The organism is Streptomyces justiciae (assembly GCF_015163075.1).
GTDB lineage: Bacteria > Actinomycetota > Actinomycetes > Streptomycetales > Streptomycetaceae > Streptomyces > Streptomyces justiciae.
In genome coordinates this window covers 375,580-390,019 of record NZ_JADDXU010000008.1, presented here as the reverse complement: position 1 = coordinate 390,019, position 14,440 = coordinate 375,580, and the positions used below count along the sequence as shown (strand labels likewise).

Genomic DNA, 14,440 nt, shown 5'->3' with positions numbered 1-14,440 from the left:
TTGAAGCACGTTGCGCGTCCCCACCAGCAAGGAACGACCAATGGCGTCCAGCCTGACGAAGGACTCGGCCCGCCCGGGCACCCCCGGCACCGAGCAGACCTTCTTCGGCCACCCCCGCGGACTGGCCACTCTCTTCATGACCGAGATGTGGGAGCGTTTCTCCTACTACGGCATGAGGGCTCTCCTCCCGCTGTACCTCGTCGCCCCGGGCGGCCTCCACCTGAGCGCCGCGACCGCGACGGCGATCTACTCCGTGTACGTGTCGCTGGTGTACCTGCTCGCCCTGCCGGGCGGCTGGTTCGGCGACCGCGTCTGGGGTCCCCGCAAGACCGTCGCCGTCGCCGGTGCGGTGATCATGCTCGGCCACCTCACGCTGGCCCTGCCGTCCTCCGGCACCTTCTACGCGGGCCTCGGCCTCGTGGCGATCGGCTCCGGTCTGCTGAAGGCCAACATCTCCACGATGGTCGGCCACCTCTACGACGGTCCGGACGACCCGCGTCGCGACGGTGGCTTCACCGTCTTCTACATGGGCATCAACCTCGGCGCGTTCGCCGCGCCGCTGGTCATCGGCACCATCGGTGAGAACGTCAACTGGCACCTGGGCTTCGCGCTCGCCGCGCTCGGCATGGCGCTGGGCCTCGGCCAGTTCCTGATCGGCTCCCGCCACCTGGCGGACCGCTCCAGCGTCGTCCCGACCCCGCTGTCCGAGACCGAGAAGGCCTCGACCCTGCGCAAGGCCGCGATCTGGGCCGGCATCGCCGTCGTCTTCTACGCGATCGTCGGCTTCTCCGGCCACTACACGCTGAACTGGATCCTGGTCCCGCTGACCCTGCTCGGCCTGATCATCCCGGTGATGGTGCTGGCCCGCATCAAGCGCGACAAGGACCTGGACCGCAGCGAGCAGCGCTCGATGTCGGCGTACATCTGGTTCTTCGTCGCCGCGGCCGTGTTCTGGATGATCTACGACCAGGGCGGCTCGACCCTGTCGATCTTCGCCGACTCCTCGGCCGACAACACCATCTTCGGCTGGGAGTTCCCGGTCTCCTGGTACCAGTCGGTCAACCCGGTCCTGATCATGGCGCTGGCCCCGGTCTTCGCCTGGTTCTGGCTGGCGCTGAACCGGCGCGGCAAGGAGCCGAGCACGATCGTGAAGTTCGCCTCGGGCCTGGTCCTGGTCGGCGCGTCCTTCTTCCTGTTCCTCGCCCCGCTGGCGATCGCCGACGGCGGTCACAAGGCGGCGGCGGCCTGGCTGGTGGCGATCTACTTCGTCCAGACCGTCGGTGAGCTGCTGCTCTCCCCGGTCGGCCTGTCGGTGACGACGAAGATGGCGCCCGCCAAGTACGCCTCCCAGATGATGGGCGTCTGGTTCCTGGCCGTCACCGCCGGTGACGCCACGACCGGTCTGCTCTCCATCGCCGGCGTCGACCTCAACAAGACGGGCATCGTCGCCCTGGAGGCCACACTCGCCGTGGTCGCCGGTGTCGCGGTCTGGATGTACCGCAACCGCGTGAAGGAGCTCATGGGCAGCGTCCGCTGACCCGAGGGCTGTGCCGAAGGGCCGCCGCACCATCCGGTGCGGCGGCCCTTTCGGTTTTCAGACGCGTCGCCTGCCCGGCAGGAACGTGAACACCGCCGCGCCCAGCAGCACGGCCGTGCCGGCCACCAGGCCGAGTGCCTTCAGGGCGCCGTGGTCCTCGGAGCCGGTCGCCGCCAGGCCGCCGGAGGACGAGTCGCCGCCGGTCGAGGAGCCGCCGGCTGCCCCGCCCTCCTGCTTGGTGGTGTCGAGCTTCAGGGACACCGAGGTCGAGTCGGGGTTGCAGGTGGTCGTCGTGCCGAGGGCCTTGATCGTCAGGACGCCCGGGGACAGCGTCGACTCGCCCGTCGCGCCCGGCTTGTAGGTGCCGGTCATGTCCGGGATCTCGATCGGGTCGCCCGCCTTGATGTCCTCGGCGTTGGTCGGGCCCTCCACATGGACCGAGCCCTTGTCGGCGCCGCCCAGGACGACCTCCATCGAGGGCTTGATGGAGTCCTTCGGGATGTTGGCCGGGCTGTTCATCGGGGACTTCTTGAACTGCACGGTGAGACCGTAGTTCCCGCCGTCCTTCTTGGCGTTGATCTGGATCGTGGACGTCGCCTTCTGCTCGCCGATCGGCGACTTGCAGGTGTAGGGGATGTCGACGACCTCGCCCTGGAAGTCGGTCTGCCCGCTGCCGGACTCCGTGGCGCTCGCGGTCGGCGAGGCGCTCCCGCTCGGTTCCTCGGACGCGCTGGAGGTCGGGCTCGCGCTCCCGCTCGGCTCCTCGGAGGTCGTCGGGGTCGGCGAACTCCCGCCGCCCGCAGCGACGTTGATGGTCGCCGCCGTGGGAACGGCCGCGCTCGGCGTGCACTTGGTGTCCGTGCCGTACGCGGTCACCGTGTACGCGTCCGGCGTGAGCGTCACCTCGCCCGCCGTCGTCAGTTTCAGCGTGCCCTTCATGTCGGAGAGCACCATGTCGCCGCCCTTGGGGATGGGCGGGTTCTCCTGCGGCCCCGCCATGGCGATGTCGGCGCTCTGCGCGCCGGCCGCCTTGAGGGTGCCGGTCGGCTTGACCTGGTTCTCGCCGATGTCGATGAGGTCGGGGTTCTTCGAGGCGGCCTGGACGAACTTCCACACCACCTCGACCTCGTCGCCGACCTTCGCGGTGGCGGGCGCGGTGATCTCCACCTTGGTGGTGCCGTCCACGGGGTCGAGGCCGACGCCGGCGGGCGGCACGCAGTGCGTCGCGTACGACACCTCCGCGGCCTGCGCGGGCGCGACCGCGACGCCGATCAGGACGCCCGCCCCGCAGAGCGCCAGCGCGACTCTGACACGGTCGGGTACGGCTCTCCTTCGCTTGCTCACGTGGGTCCCTTTCTGGTGGGAGTCGTCGGGCTGTCGTCGTGCGGTGCGGAGAGCCGACCGGCCGTGCCCGGATCGGAGTCCGGGGTGAACCACGGCAGGGTCGAGGGCGGGGGCGGCTGTTCGGCGGGGCCGGTGCGCAACCCCGGGAGCCGCAGGGTGAGTTCGGGCAGCCGCAGCCGGGCGGGGGCACGGGACGGGCGGCCCGGGCGGCGCGGCCGTACCCGGTCGACCACGGCCATCCCGACGCGGAACAGCGCGGCGGGCACGACCAGGCAGACCAGGACCCAGAACAGGGTCACGCCCCAGGGCCGGCCCACCCCCCAGGGCTGTTCTGCGAGGACCTTGCCGCCGTACTTCAGCGAGACCGTGTAGTCGCCGTGCGCGCCGCCCGTCAGCTCCACGGGCAGTTCGACGCGGGCCTTCTTGCCTGGCTCGATCGTGCCGCGCCATTGCTGTTCCTCCCACTGCGGGGCGAACACGCCGTGGGAGGTGCCGACTTGGAAGACGGGGTTCTTGACGGCGGAGGTGCCGACGTTGCCGACGGTGAAGACCAGGGTGCGGGCGGGTGGCGCCCCGAACCAGGTGAGCAGCCCGCTCGAGCCGTCGAGGCGGGTGTCGGTGAGGACCGACAGGCGTCCGCCGGAGGTCTCGGCGGGCAGCGGCTCCACGGCGTGCCCGGCCACTTGGAAGATCGCGTCCGCTTCCGCCTTCGCGCCGGTCACCGTCGCCACGTGCACCACGCAGGGGCAGGGCACCGGCGGTTCGGCGACCGGCAGTTTCCTGCTGAAGCGGCCCTTGGCGTCGGTGGTGACGGCCCGACCGTCCGCGTTGGCACAGGAGTTGGTGCCGCCGGGCACTCCCCGCGAGGGTACGGCCTGACCGCAGATGAGGATCATCAGCAGCGCCTTCGCCCGCCAGCCGCTGCCGGTGACGGTGACCGAACCGCCGGTCCCGGCTTGCGACTTGGAGAGCTTGACGACGGGCTGCTCGGCGGCCCGGACCGGGCCGACCGAGACCGAGGCCAGCAGCAGCGCCAGCACCGCCGCCCCGAGAATCCGCAGCTTCACGACACCGCTCCCGTCAACTCGGGTTCCGGACAAGAGGGTTCGGTCACTGCCTCGCCACGGCGCCTACGACGTCGTACGACGGACAGCCGCCGTACGACGAACAGCGCACCCCCGGCCGCCACCACCACCCCCGCACCCCACGGTCCGACGCCCGCCGAGACCCGCGCCTCGTCCCGGGCCCCGCCCGCCGCCGTGACCGTCAGCCGCACCTCGACGGAGTCCAGGGCGGGCCCGTCCCACGGCTCGCTGAGCTCGGTGCGGCTGCCCGGCGCGAGTGTGACGGGCAGGGTGCGCGGGGGCCGGTCGAGGAGCGCGCCGAGGAGGCCGTCGGCGTGGACGGCGAGCCGGGGTGCGAGCGCGGTCGTACCGCGGTTGACCAGCTCGTACGTGATGCGGTCGGCGTGCACGGAGACGTGCTCGACGGTCAGGGCCGCCACCGTGGGGACGGTGGCGCGCAGATGGACGGGGACCCGCCGGGTGGTGCCGTCGGAGTCACGCGCGACGAGCCGGGCGGTGGTGTCGTGGGCCGGGACGGTCACCGTGAAGGGCACCTCGGTGCGGGTGCGCGGGGGCAGCCGGAGCCGGGCGTCCGCGAACGTGACCTCGGCGCCCTCCGCACGCAGCGAGACGTCCACGGGCGCGCTGCCGCGGTTGGTCAGCGACATCGTGTCCTCGAGGACCGTGCCGGGCCCGCCCTCGGCGTAGAACGACGGCCGCGCCTCCCCGGCGGGCGCGGCCGACCAACCGTCGTCGTCGGCGGCGGCGTGCGCGGCCGGGACGGCGGCGAGCAGGGCGAGGAGGGTCAGGCCCAGGACACGGACGGCGGACGGCATCGGCGGCTCCGGCTGTCGTACGGCTTGCGGGGGTGGCGGCGGGGCTGCGGCTTCGTACGGCTCACGGGGTCTCCGGCTGTCGTACGGCTTGCGGGTTCGGTGGCGGGTCTCTGGTTGTCGTACAGCGCGGGGTCGGTGGCGGGGCTCCGGCTGGCGTACGGCTTACGGCGGTCGTCCGCGGGTGGCTGTCGTACGGCTTACGGCTGTCGGTGGTGGGGCTCCGGCTGCCGTGCGGCTGGCAGGTCAACTTCGGCCTGCCGTACGGCTCGCGGGGTCAGCGGCGGGTTGCCGCCTGGTGCCTCCTCGTCAGCCACAGCGTGCCGGCCGCGCCCGCGAGCAGGACCGTGCCGCCGAGGGTGCCGAGGGCGATCGCCGAGTCCTCGGGGCCGGTCTGCGGGAGTTCGGCGCCGGAGTCGGTGCCGCTCTGGGTGCCGCTGCCGCCGGAACCGCCGCCCGCGGCCGTCACGTCCAGCGTGAGCGACGGGCCGGGACTGTTCGTCGGCGTGCAAGTCGTCGTCGTACCGAGGGCCTTGATGGTGAGGACGCCCGCGGTGAAGGTGACCTTGCCGGACTTCTTCGGGGTGTACGTCCCGCTCAAGTCACTGATTTTGATGGGGGTGTTGGCGGGGACGACCGCCTGGTTGGCCGGCCCGGACACGTTCAGGGTGCCGCTGTCGGCGCCGCCGAGCTTGATGACGGCGCTCGGGGCCATCGCGCCCTTGCCCAGGTCGACCGGGCTGGAGGAGACGCCCTTCTGCCAGGACATGGTGATCTTGTAGCCGCTGCCGCTCTTGACGCCCTTGATGTCGATGGGCGAGACGGCGCTCTTGTCGCCGATCGGCGTCTTGCACTGGTACTTGACGTCGACGACCTCGGCGTGGGCGGCGGGGGCGGCCATCAGCACCGCCGAGCCGGCCAGAGCCGCGGCGGACGCGAGCGCGGCGGTTCGATTCCGGTACGACACGGTTCCGCTCCCTCTTCCTCGGTTCCTGACGGCACATCAGATTCGGCCGTCAAGGTACGCCCGGGGTCGTGAGGAAGGAAGACACGGTGCGCGCCGGAGTTGTGACGATCCGGCGCGCACGAAAGGGGGTTCGAGTGGAGGGCTGACCCCGTCAGTGGAGCATGCCGACCTGGTAGTCGCCGGCCGGCTGGCGGGTCATGACGTTCATGCGGTTGAAGAAGTTGATGACGCCGATCAGCATCACGAGAGCCAGCAGCTGCTCCTCGTCGTAGTGCTTCGCGGCGTTCTGCCACACGTCGTCCGGCACCCCGGACCCGTCGGCGAGCCGGGTGCCCGCCTCCGTCAGCTCCAGCGCCGCCCGCTCGGGCTCGGTGAAGGCCTTGGCCTCGCGCCACGCGGCGACCATGAGGAGCCGGTGCTGGGTCTCTCCCGCGGCGGCGGCCTCCTTGGTGTGCATGTCGAGGCAGGCCCCGCAGCCGTTGATCTGGCTCGCACGGATCTTGACCAGCTCCTGTGTCGCGGCGGGCACGCCGGACTCGGCGACCGCCTTGTTCGCCGCGATGAGGTGGGGCAGGACCTTGCCCAGGAGGGGGGTGCCGTGGGGGGAGAGCCGGGCTTCCATGGTGTGCTCCTCTGCCGTTGCTTGGCCTTACACACCTAGGACTGAAGGGCCCGGTCCGTTCGTGACATGGACGGGTGTGACCTGTGTCACATGCGACAGCGTCCGCTTACGCGGGTGCTCCGAGCTCCGCCCAGACCGTCTTGCCCGTCGCCCCGGGGTTGCGGATGACCCCCCAGTCCAGGCACAGCCGCTGCACGATGAACATGCCGTGGCCGCCGGGGCGGCCCGCGCGGTGCGGGGTGCGCGGCGCCGGCTGGCCCGTGCCGCGGTCGGAGACCTCGACGCGGATCACCTTGTTGTCGCAGGCGATCCACAGCTCGTCCGGCCCCTCGGCGTGCAGACAGGCGTTGGTGACCAGCTCCGAGACGACGAGCAGCACGTCCTCCGCGGCGGCCCGCTGGTCCGCGGTGGCGGCGGGCAGCCAGCCCCACGCGTACAGCGCCTGCCGGGCGAAGTCGCGGGCCAGCGGGACGACCCCGCTCGCACCGTCGAAGTTCAGCCTGCGGACCTGCCGGCCCGCCGAGGACTCAGACGGCACGACCGCACCCCCTTCGGACGCCCCGGAAGCGCCGTCGGCCTCCGGGCCGCGGTCGCCCGGCGAGTAAGGCCGGGTGCTGCTCATCAGCGCTTCACCTCACCGATTCACCAAGTCATCAATTCACGATTCAAGAGTCACGTCGCGACGTGGGTCCCCCGCGCGACTTCCCGGATGTCGCCTGCGCGACGTCCAGGATGTCTCCTGCCCGACCGAACCGGCAGAACACCCCCTGTTTCGGCGCGGAAGACGTCACAGGGGAAAAGTGCCGTGCCGACTGGGACGGCGGGGTGCTCCGCGCGGCCGGCGCGGACCGGCTCAGCCGGCCTCGTCGGCCAGGGCCGCGGCGAGCGTGTCATGGACGGTGAAGACGGCGTCGGCGCCGGTGATCTCGAAGACGCGGGCCACGACGGGCAGCATCCCCGCGAGATGCACCCCACCCCCGGCGGCCTCGGCCTTCAGTCGCGCCCCGAGCAGTACGTTCAGCCCCGTGGAGTCGCAGAACTCCAGGCGCGAGCAGTCGACCACCAGGCGGCTGAAGCCCTTGGCGAGGCACTCCTCGAGTGGCTCACGCAACAAATCGGCCGTGTGGTGATCGAGCTCACCTGCCGGGGTCACGACGGCGCTGGCGCCCTCTTCCCGCACCTCGACCAGAAGCCGGCCAGACTGTGCGCTGCCGACCGTCCCGCGGTCCATGCCGTCTCTCTCTCCCGACGTCGTGGCTGCTGCTGACGCCCTCGAACACTACGCCTTCCTCACACACCCTGACACCTGAACATCCGCACACAAACGGACATTTCCCCACAGAACGCACTTGCGGCGAGGTTGGGAAAGCGGGTAGGGCTAGTAGGGACACGTACTCGACACGGCCGGCTTTGGAGGCGCCGCACACCGCAGTGCACGGATGGCTTCGGCAGCCACATGCCGAGAACGATGGAGGACATCATGTCACCCCGGCTCGACGCATCGCATACCCAGAAGGCGACGTCGACATCCCCCCCGGAACATCTGGATCCCATCGAGCAGATCACCCAGATCGAACAGGACCAGCAGGACGACCTGCTCGCCGGGCTTCCGGAGATCCCCCCGTACGAAGAGGTGGGGCCGGTGGACGCACGGGCCCTGTCCAAGACCCTCTTCGCGCGGCTGGAGTCGCTGGAGGAGGGCACCCACGAATACTCGTACGTCCGCAACACGCTCGTCGAGCTGAACCTGGCCCTGGTCAAGTTCGCCGCCTCCCGCTTCCGCTCCCGCAGCGAGCCGATGGAGGACATCATCCAGGTCGGCACGATCGGCCTGATCAAGGCGATCGACCGCTTCGAGCTCAGCCGCGGCGTGGAGTTCCCCACCTTCGCGATGCCGACGATCGTCGGCGAGATCAAGCGCTTCTTCCGCGACACCTCGTGGTCGGTGCGGGTGCCTCGCCGCCTTCAGGAGCTCCGCCTCGACCTGGCCAAGGCCGGCGACGAACTGGCGCAGAAGCTGGACCGGGCGCCGACGGTGGCCGAGCTCGCCGAGCGTCTGGAGCTGACGAAGGACGAGGTCGTGGAGGGCATGGCCGCCTCCAACGCGTACACCGCGTCGTCGCTGGACGCGCAGCCGGAGGAGGACGACGCCGAGGGCGCGCTGGCCGACCGGATCGGCTACGAGGACCACGGCATCGAGGGCATCGAGTACGTGGAGTCCCTGAAGCCCCTGATCGCCGACCTCCCGTCCCGGGACCGGAAGATCCTGTCCCTGCGCTTCGTGGCGGGCATGACCCAGTCGGAGATCGGCGACGAACTCGGCATCTCGCAGATGCATGTCTCACGGCTGCTGTCGCGGACGCTGGTACGGCTGCGAAAAGGGCTGACGGTCGAGGAGTGACCCCTGTTTCTCAGGTGCGGGGCGTGTGCGTCAGACGACGCGCACGCCCCGTCGCCATACCCCGCTCACCAGCGGCACCCCCGGCCGGTAGGCCAGATGGACGTGGCTCGGGGCGTCGAGGAGCGTGAGGTCCGCCCGGGCGCCCGGGGTGATCCTGCCGATGTCCGTGCGGCGCAGGGCGGCCGCGCCGCCCGCCGTGGCCGACCAGACCGCCTCGTCCGGGGTCATGCCCATGTCCCGTACCGCGAGCGCGATGCAGAACGGGACGGACGAGGTGAAGGACGAGCCCGGGTTGCAGTCGGTGGACAGGGCCACGGTGACGCCGGCGTCGAGCAGGCGGCGGGCGTTCGGCCACTCCGCCCGGGTGGAGAACTCGGCGCCGGGCAGGAGCGTGGCGACGGTGTCGCCGTTCGCGAGGGCGTCCACGTCGGCGTCCGTGAGGTGGGTGCAGTGGTCGGCGCTGGCGGCGTCCAGTTCGACCGCCAGCTGCACGCCGGGGCCGTAGGACAGCTGGTTGGCGTGGATGCGCGGGTGCAGGCCCTTGGCCTTGCCGGCGGTGAGGATCGCGCGGGCCTGGTCGCCGTCGAAGGCGCCCTTCTCGCAGAAGACGTCGATCCAGCGGGCGTACGGGGCACAGGCGTCGAGCATCTCGCCGGTGACGAGGGCGACGTACGCCGCCGGGTCGTCGGCGTGGTCCGGGGAGACGATGTGCGCGCCCAGATAGGTGACCTCGTCGGTGTGGGCGGCGGCGATGCGCAGGGCGCGGGACTCGTCGTGGACGGTCAGGCCGTAGCCGGACTTGGTCTCGAAGGTCGTCGTGCCCTGACGGAGGGCCTCGGCGAGGTAGCGGGTGAGGTTCGCTTCGAGCTCGGCGTCGCTCGCGGCCCTCGTCGCGGCGACCGTCGTACGGATGCCGCCCGCGGTGTAGGAGCGCCCCGACATCCGGGCGTTGAACTCCTGGGTGCGGTCGCCCGCGAAGACGAGGTGGGAGTGGGAGTCCACGAAGCCGGGCAGGACGGCCCGTCCCCCGGCGTCGACCCGGTTGTCAGTGGCGGGTGCTTTGCTTGATTCACCGGTCCACGCGACGTGGTCGCCGTCGATGACGACGGCCGCGTCCTGGATCAGGCCGAGGGGGGAGCCGTCACCGAGGGAGGGGTCGTTCGTGACGAGCGCGGCGATGTTGGTGATGACGGTGCTGCTCATGGCGGTGGCGTCCTTGGGGGTGGTCAGCCGCGGAGGGCGTCGACTGCCTGCGCGAGTGCTTGCGGCACATCCGGTACGAGCGTGTGCGCCCCGTCGCGCACGACCTGCCGGCCGCCCACGACGGTGTGCCGTACGTCCGCTGCCGTCGCCGCGAATACGGCCGTCTCGGCGCCCAGCCTGGGCAGCGGGCCCGCTGTCCTGACCGAGTCGAGCGCGATCGTCGTGAGGTCGGCGAGGGCGCCGGGCTCGATGGTGCCCGCCTCGCCCCAGCCGAGGGCCGCGTGGCCGTCGGCGGAGGCGGCGCGCAGCAGGGCGGCGGCCGTCCAGTGACCGCGGGTGCGGGTGCGCAGCCGCTCGTTCAGCTCCATCGCGCGGGCTTCTTCGAGCAGGTCGATGACGGCGTGGCTGTCGGAGCCGAGGGAGAGCGGGGAGCCCTCGTTCTGCAGGGCAACGGCCGGCCCGATGCCGTCCGCGAGGTCCCGCTCGGTGGTCGGGCACATGCAGGTACCGGTGCCGCTGCCGCCGATGAGAGAGATGTCCTCGGCGGTGAGGTGCGTGTTGTGGACGCCGGTGGTGCGTGGGCCGAGGACGCCGTGCAGGGCGAGGAGCTGGGTCGGGGTGCACCCGTGGACGTCCAGGCACGCCTCGTTCTCGGCGGTCTGCTCGGACAGGTGGACGTGCAGCGGCGCCCGCCGCCCCTCGGCCCACTCGGCCACGGTCGCCAGCTGGCCCGCGGGCACGGCCCGTACGGAGTGGATGGCGGCCCCGATCCGCGCGTGATCCCGTTCCTTGAGAAGTGAACAGCGTTCGGCCCAGGCCTCGGCGGTGCCGTCGGAGAAGCGGAGCTGGTGGGTGTTGGGGGGCTGTCCGAAGCCGGCGGAGAGATAGGCGGTGTCGAGGAGGGTGATGCGGATGCCGGCGTCGGCGGCGGCCGCGATGAGGGCCTCGCCCATGGCGTTGGGGTCGGCGTAGGGGGTGCCGCCGGGGGCGTGGTGGAGGTAGTGGAACTCGCCGACGGCAGTGACGCCGGCCAGCGCCATCTCCGCGTACACGGCCCGGGCGAGGGCGTGGTAGGTCTCCGGGGTCAGCTGGTCGGCGGTGGCGTACATGATCTCGCGCCAGGTCCAGAAGGTGCCGGAGCCGACCTGGACGGTGCCGCGCAGGGCGCGGTGGAAGGCGTGGCTGTGGGCGTTGGCGAGGCCGGGCAGGGTGAGGCCGCGCAGGATCTCGGCGCCGGGGGGCGGGGTGGGCACGTCCGTGCGGACGGCGGTGATCCGGCCGTCCGCGACCTCGACGGCGACGCCCGGCTCGACGTGGGTGTCGAGCCAGGCGTGCTCCAGCCAGTACGTCGTCACGAGGTGGCGAGTCCTTCCAGTACGTCGGCGAGGGCGAGGACCCCGGCCACGCAGTCGTCCTCGGCCGCGAACTCGGCCGGGGAGTGCGAGACGCCCGTGGGGTTGCGTACGAACAGCATGGCGGTCGGGATCGTCCCGGACAGGATTCCGGCGTCGTGTCCGGCACCGGTACCCAGGACGGGGACGGTGATGTCCGTTGCCTCACCGAGGATGCGGGCCAGTTCGTCGCGCAGGGCGTGGTCGAACTCGACGACGGGGGTGAAGGACTCCCGGACGATGTCGAGGGCGATGCCGTGGGCGTCGGCGTACTCGCGGGCGGCCTTCTCGATCCCGCCGACCACCTGGTCCAGGCTCGCCTGGTCGGCGGCGCGGGAGTCGAGCCAGCCGCGCACGAGGGAGGGGATCGCGTTGACGCCGTTGGGTTCGACGGAGATCTTGCCGAAGGTGGCGACGGCACCGGCGAGTTCGGCCTCGCGGCGGGCGGCGAGGACGGTCTCGGCGTACGACAGCATCGGGTCGTGCCGGTCGACGAGGCGGGTGGTGCCGGCGTGGTTGGCCTCGCCGCGGAAGTCGAACCGCCAGCGGCCGTGCGGCCAGATGGCGCTGGCGATGCCGACGCGGTCGCCGGACAGGTCCAGCGCGCGGCCCTGCTCGACGTGCAGCTCCACGAAGGCGCCGATGCGCGCGAGCCGTTCGTGGTCGGCCCCGATGGCGTCGGGGTCGTAGCCGGCGGCCTCCATGGCCCGGGGCAGGCTGATGCCCTCCCCGTCGGTCAGCTTGTGCGCCTGGTCGACGGTGAGCTGCCCGGAGGCGAGCCGTGAGCCGACGCAGGCGAGCCCGAAACGGGCGCCTTCTTCGTCGCCGAAGTTGACGATGGCGAGGGGCTTGGTGAACGCGACCTGCCGGGCCCGCAGCTCATCGAGCGCGGCGAAGGACGACACGACCCCGAGAGGCCCGTCGAAGGCGCCGCCATCGGGCACGGAGTCCAGATGAGACCCGGTGACGACGGCGTCCCCGGCACCCGGGTCCCCGAGCCAGGCCCACTGGTTCCCGTTCCGGTCGACCTCGTAGTCCAGCCCACGGCTCTCGGCCTGCGCCTTGAACCAGGCCCGGCATTCGGCGTCGGCCCCGGTCCAGGCGAAGCGACGGTAGCCGTGGGAGTCGGGGTGGCGGCCGATGGGGGCGAGGTCACGCCACATCTCGTGGAAGGTACGAGTGGTCGCCCTCGGCTGTGGGCAGTCGTTCCGCAGGGCGGAACGGGTGGACACAGCCGAACCCGCACCCGGCGACGAAGCCTCGGCCCCCACCGGAGAGTTGCCGCCTTCCGTCACGCCGGGTCACCCTCACGCATCGGCACCCGCACGCCCCGCTCGTCCGCCACCGACTCCGCGATGTCGTACCCCGCGTCCACATGCCGGATGACGCCCATCCCGGGGTCGTTGGTCAGCACGCGGCGGACCTTCTCGCCACCGAGCTTCGTGCCGTCGGCGACCGTGACCTGCCCCGCGTGGATCGACCGCCCCATGCCCACGCCACCACCGTGGTGCAGGGAGACCCAGGACGCCCCCGACGCCACGTTGACCATCGCGTTCAGCAGCGGCCAGTCCGCGATCGCGTCGGACCCGTCCAGCATCGCCTCCGTCTCGCGGTACGGCGAGGCCACCGACCCGGCGTCCAGGTGGTCGCGCCCGATCGCCAGCGGCGCCGCCAGCTCACCGCTCGCGACCATGTCGTTGAAGCGCTCACCGGCCTTGTCGCGCTCGCCGTAGCCCAGCCAGCAGATACGGGCGGGAAGGCCCTGGAAGTGGACGCGTTCCCCGGCCATCTTGATCCAGCGGGCGAGGGACTCGTTCTCCGGGAAGAGGTCGAGGATCGCCTTGTCGGTCTTGGCGATGTCGGACGCCTCTCCGGACAGCGCGGCCCAGCGGAAGGGGCCCTTGCCCTCGCAGAACAGCGGGCGGATGTAGGCGGGGACGAAGCCGGGGAAGGCGAACGCCCGCTCGTACCCGGCGAGTTGGGCCTCGCCGCGGATGGAGTTGCCGTAGTCGAAGACCTCGGCGCCGGCGTCCATGAAGCCGACCATGGCCTCGACGTGCCGCGCCATCGACTCGCGCGCGCGGGTGGTGAAGCCGGCCGGGTCCTTCGCCGCCGCGTCGGCCATGTCCTCGAAGGCGACGCCGGTCGGCAGGTAGGCCAGCGGGTCGTGGGCCGAGGTCTGGTCGGTGACGATGTCGATGGGCGCGCCCATGGCGAGCAGCTGCGGCACCAGCTCGGCGGCGTTGCCGAGGACGCCGATGGAGAGGGGCTTGCGCTGGTCGCGGGCCTCGGTGGCGAGCTGGAGCGCCTGCTCCAGGGAGTCGGCCTTCACATCGAGGTACCGGTGCTCGATGCGGCGCTCGATGGCGCGCGGGTCGCAGTCGATGCAGATCGCGACGCCGTCGTTCATGGTGACCGCGAGGGGCTGGGCGCCGCCCATGCCGCCGAGGCCGGCGGTGAGGGTGATCGTCCCGGCGAGGGTGCCGCCGAACTTCTTCGCGGCGACGGCGGCGAAGGTCTCGTAGGTGCCCTGGAGGATGCCCTGGGTGCCGATGTAGATCCAGGAACCGGCGGTCATCTGGCCGTACATGGTCAGACCGAGGGCCTCCAGGCGGCGGAACTCCTCCCAGTTCGCCCAGTCGCCGACCAGGTTGGAGTTGGCGATGAGGACGCGTGGCGCCCACTCGTGGGTCTGCATGACGCCGACGGGGCGGCCGGACTGGACCAGCATGGTCTCGTCCTGCTTCAGGGTGCGCAGCGTGCGGACCATCGCGTCGAAGGAGCGCCAGTCGCGGGCGGCCTTGCCGGTGCCGCCGTAGACGACGAGCTTGTCGGGGTGCTCGGCGACCTCGGGGTCGAGGTTGTTCTGGAGCATCCGCAGGGCGGCTTCCTGCTGCCATCCCAGGGCGCTCAGTTCCGTACCGCGCGGCGCTCGGACGGGGCGGGGTCCTGACATGGTCTGCCTCCTGGTGGACTGTTTGGCTCTCTATTCACATCCTGACCGTCTGAATAGAGCTAGTCAATAGGGCGGTCCCTCAGCGCGGGCGCGCCGCGGATGTTTGGCTGGATGCATGGGCG

The 14,440-nt window shown here is 71.5% G+C and carries 13 protein-coding genes; 2 read left to right on the top strand and 11 right to left on the bottom strand.

All coding sequences use genetic code 11. The features are described from left to right. Window positions 1–40: 40 nt before the first annotated feature. Window positions 41–1,537: an oligopeptide:H+ symporter gene (locus tag IQ210_RS24095; protein WP_194081158.1), complete on the top strand. Its 1,497-nt coding sequence runs from the start codon at window positions 41–43 to the stop codon at window positions 1,535–1,537. Window positions 1,538–1,594: 57 nt separating this feature from the next. Here IQ210_RS24095 and IQ210_RS24090 read toward each other — a convergent pair whose 3' ends face one another. The 7 genes from IQ210_RS24090 to IQ210_RS24060 form a co-directional block, all read right to left on the bottom strand. Then, window positions 1,595–2,881, bottom strand: coding sequence for a hypothetical protein (locus tag IQ210_RS24090; RefSeq protein WP_194081157.1), 1,287 nt, complete (start codon window positions 2,879–2,881; stop codon window positions 1,595–1,597). Further along, window positions 2,878–3,948 (bottom strand): hypothetical protein, encoded by a 1,071-nt coding sequence (locus IQ210_RS24085; RefSeq protein WP_194081156.1) that lies wholly within the window; start codon window positions 3,946–3,948, stop codon window positions 2,878–2,880. Before IQ210_RS24085 ends, IQ210_RS24090 begins: the two co-directional genes overlap by 4 nt. Then, the gene (locus tag IQ210_RS24080) at window positions 3,945–4,781 is read right to left on the bottom strand and encodes a hypothetical protein (protein ID WP_194081155.1); all 837 of its coding nucleotides are present in this window, start codon (window positions 4,779–4,781) and stop codon (window positions 3,945–3,947) included. Before IQ210_RS24080 ends, IQ210_RS24085 begins: the two co-directional genes overlap by 4 nt. Before the next feature lie 274 nt (window positions 4,782–5,055). Further along, window positions 5,056–5,745: an LPXTG cell wall anchor domain-containing protein gene (locus IQ210_RS24075; RefSeq protein ID WP_194081154.1), complete on the bottom strand. Its 690-nt coding sequence runs from the start codon at window positions 5,743–5,745 to the stop codon at window positions 5,056–5,058. Window positions 5,746–5,896: 151 nt separating this feature from the next. Next, entirely contained in the window at window positions 5,897–6,367 is a 471-nt protein-coding gene (locus IQ210_RS24070; RefSeq protein WP_126272488.1) for a carboxymuconolactone decarboxylase family protein, read from the bottom strand. Between the two features lie 106 nt (window positions 6,368–6,473). Continuing rightward, a complete protein-coding gene (locus IQ210_RS24065; protein WP_194081153.1) occupies window positions 6,474–6,989 on the bottom strand; it encodes an ATP-binding protein in 516 nt (171 codons plus the stop codon). Window positions 6,990–7,220: 231 nt separating this feature from the next. Continuing rightward, on the bottom strand, window positions 7,221–7,598 hold the full coding sequence (locus IQ210_RS24060; protein ID WP_126272490.1) for an STAS domain-containing protein: 378 nt from the start codon (window positions 7,596–7,598) through the stop codon (window positions 7,221–7,223). 237 nt (window positions 7,599–7,835) lie between these two features. On the opposite strand from IQ210_RS24060, the gene IQ210_RS24055 reads away from it, so the two are divergent. Continuing rightward, entirely contained in the window at window positions 7,836–8,768 is a 933-nt protein-coding gene (locus IQ210_RS24055) for an RNA polymerase sigma factor SigF (RefSeq protein ID WP_194081152.1), read from the top strand. A 30-nt stretch (window positions 8,769–8,798) separates the two neighbouring features. On the opposite strand, the gene hutI is transcribed toward IQ210_RS24055, so the two are convergent. From hutI to hutU, 4 genes are all read right to left on the bottom strand, one after another. After that, complete coding sequence (gene hutI, locus IQ210_RS24050; protein WP_194081151.1) at window positions 8,799–9,971, bottom strand: imidazolonepropionase; 1,173 nt, start codon at window positions 9,969–9,971, stop codon at window positions 8,799–8,801. Between the two features lie 23 nt (window positions 9,972–9,994). After that, window positions 9,995–11,326, bottom strand: coding sequence for a formimidoylglutamate deiminase (locus IQ210_RS24045; protein WP_194081150.1), 1,332 nt, complete (start codon window positions 11,324–11,326; stop codon window positions 9,995–9,997). Next, on the bottom strand, window positions 11,323–12,525 hold the full coding sequence (locus tag IQ210_RS24040) for an allantoate amidohydrolase (RefSeq protein ID WP_194081149.1): 1,203 nt from the start codon (window positions 12,523–12,525) through the stop codon (window positions 11,323–11,325). The genes IQ210_RS24045 and IQ210_RS24040 overlap by 4 nt, the downstream gene beginning before the upstream one ends. 128 nt (window positions 12,526–12,653) lie before the next feature. Next, complete coding sequence (hutU, locus tag IQ210_RS24035) at window positions 12,654–14,318, bottom strand: urocanate hydratase (RefSeq protein WP_194081148.1); 1,665 nt, start codon at window positions 14,316–14,318, stop codon at window positions 12,654–12,656. Between the last annotated feature and the right edge of the window lie 122 nt (window positions 14,319–14,440).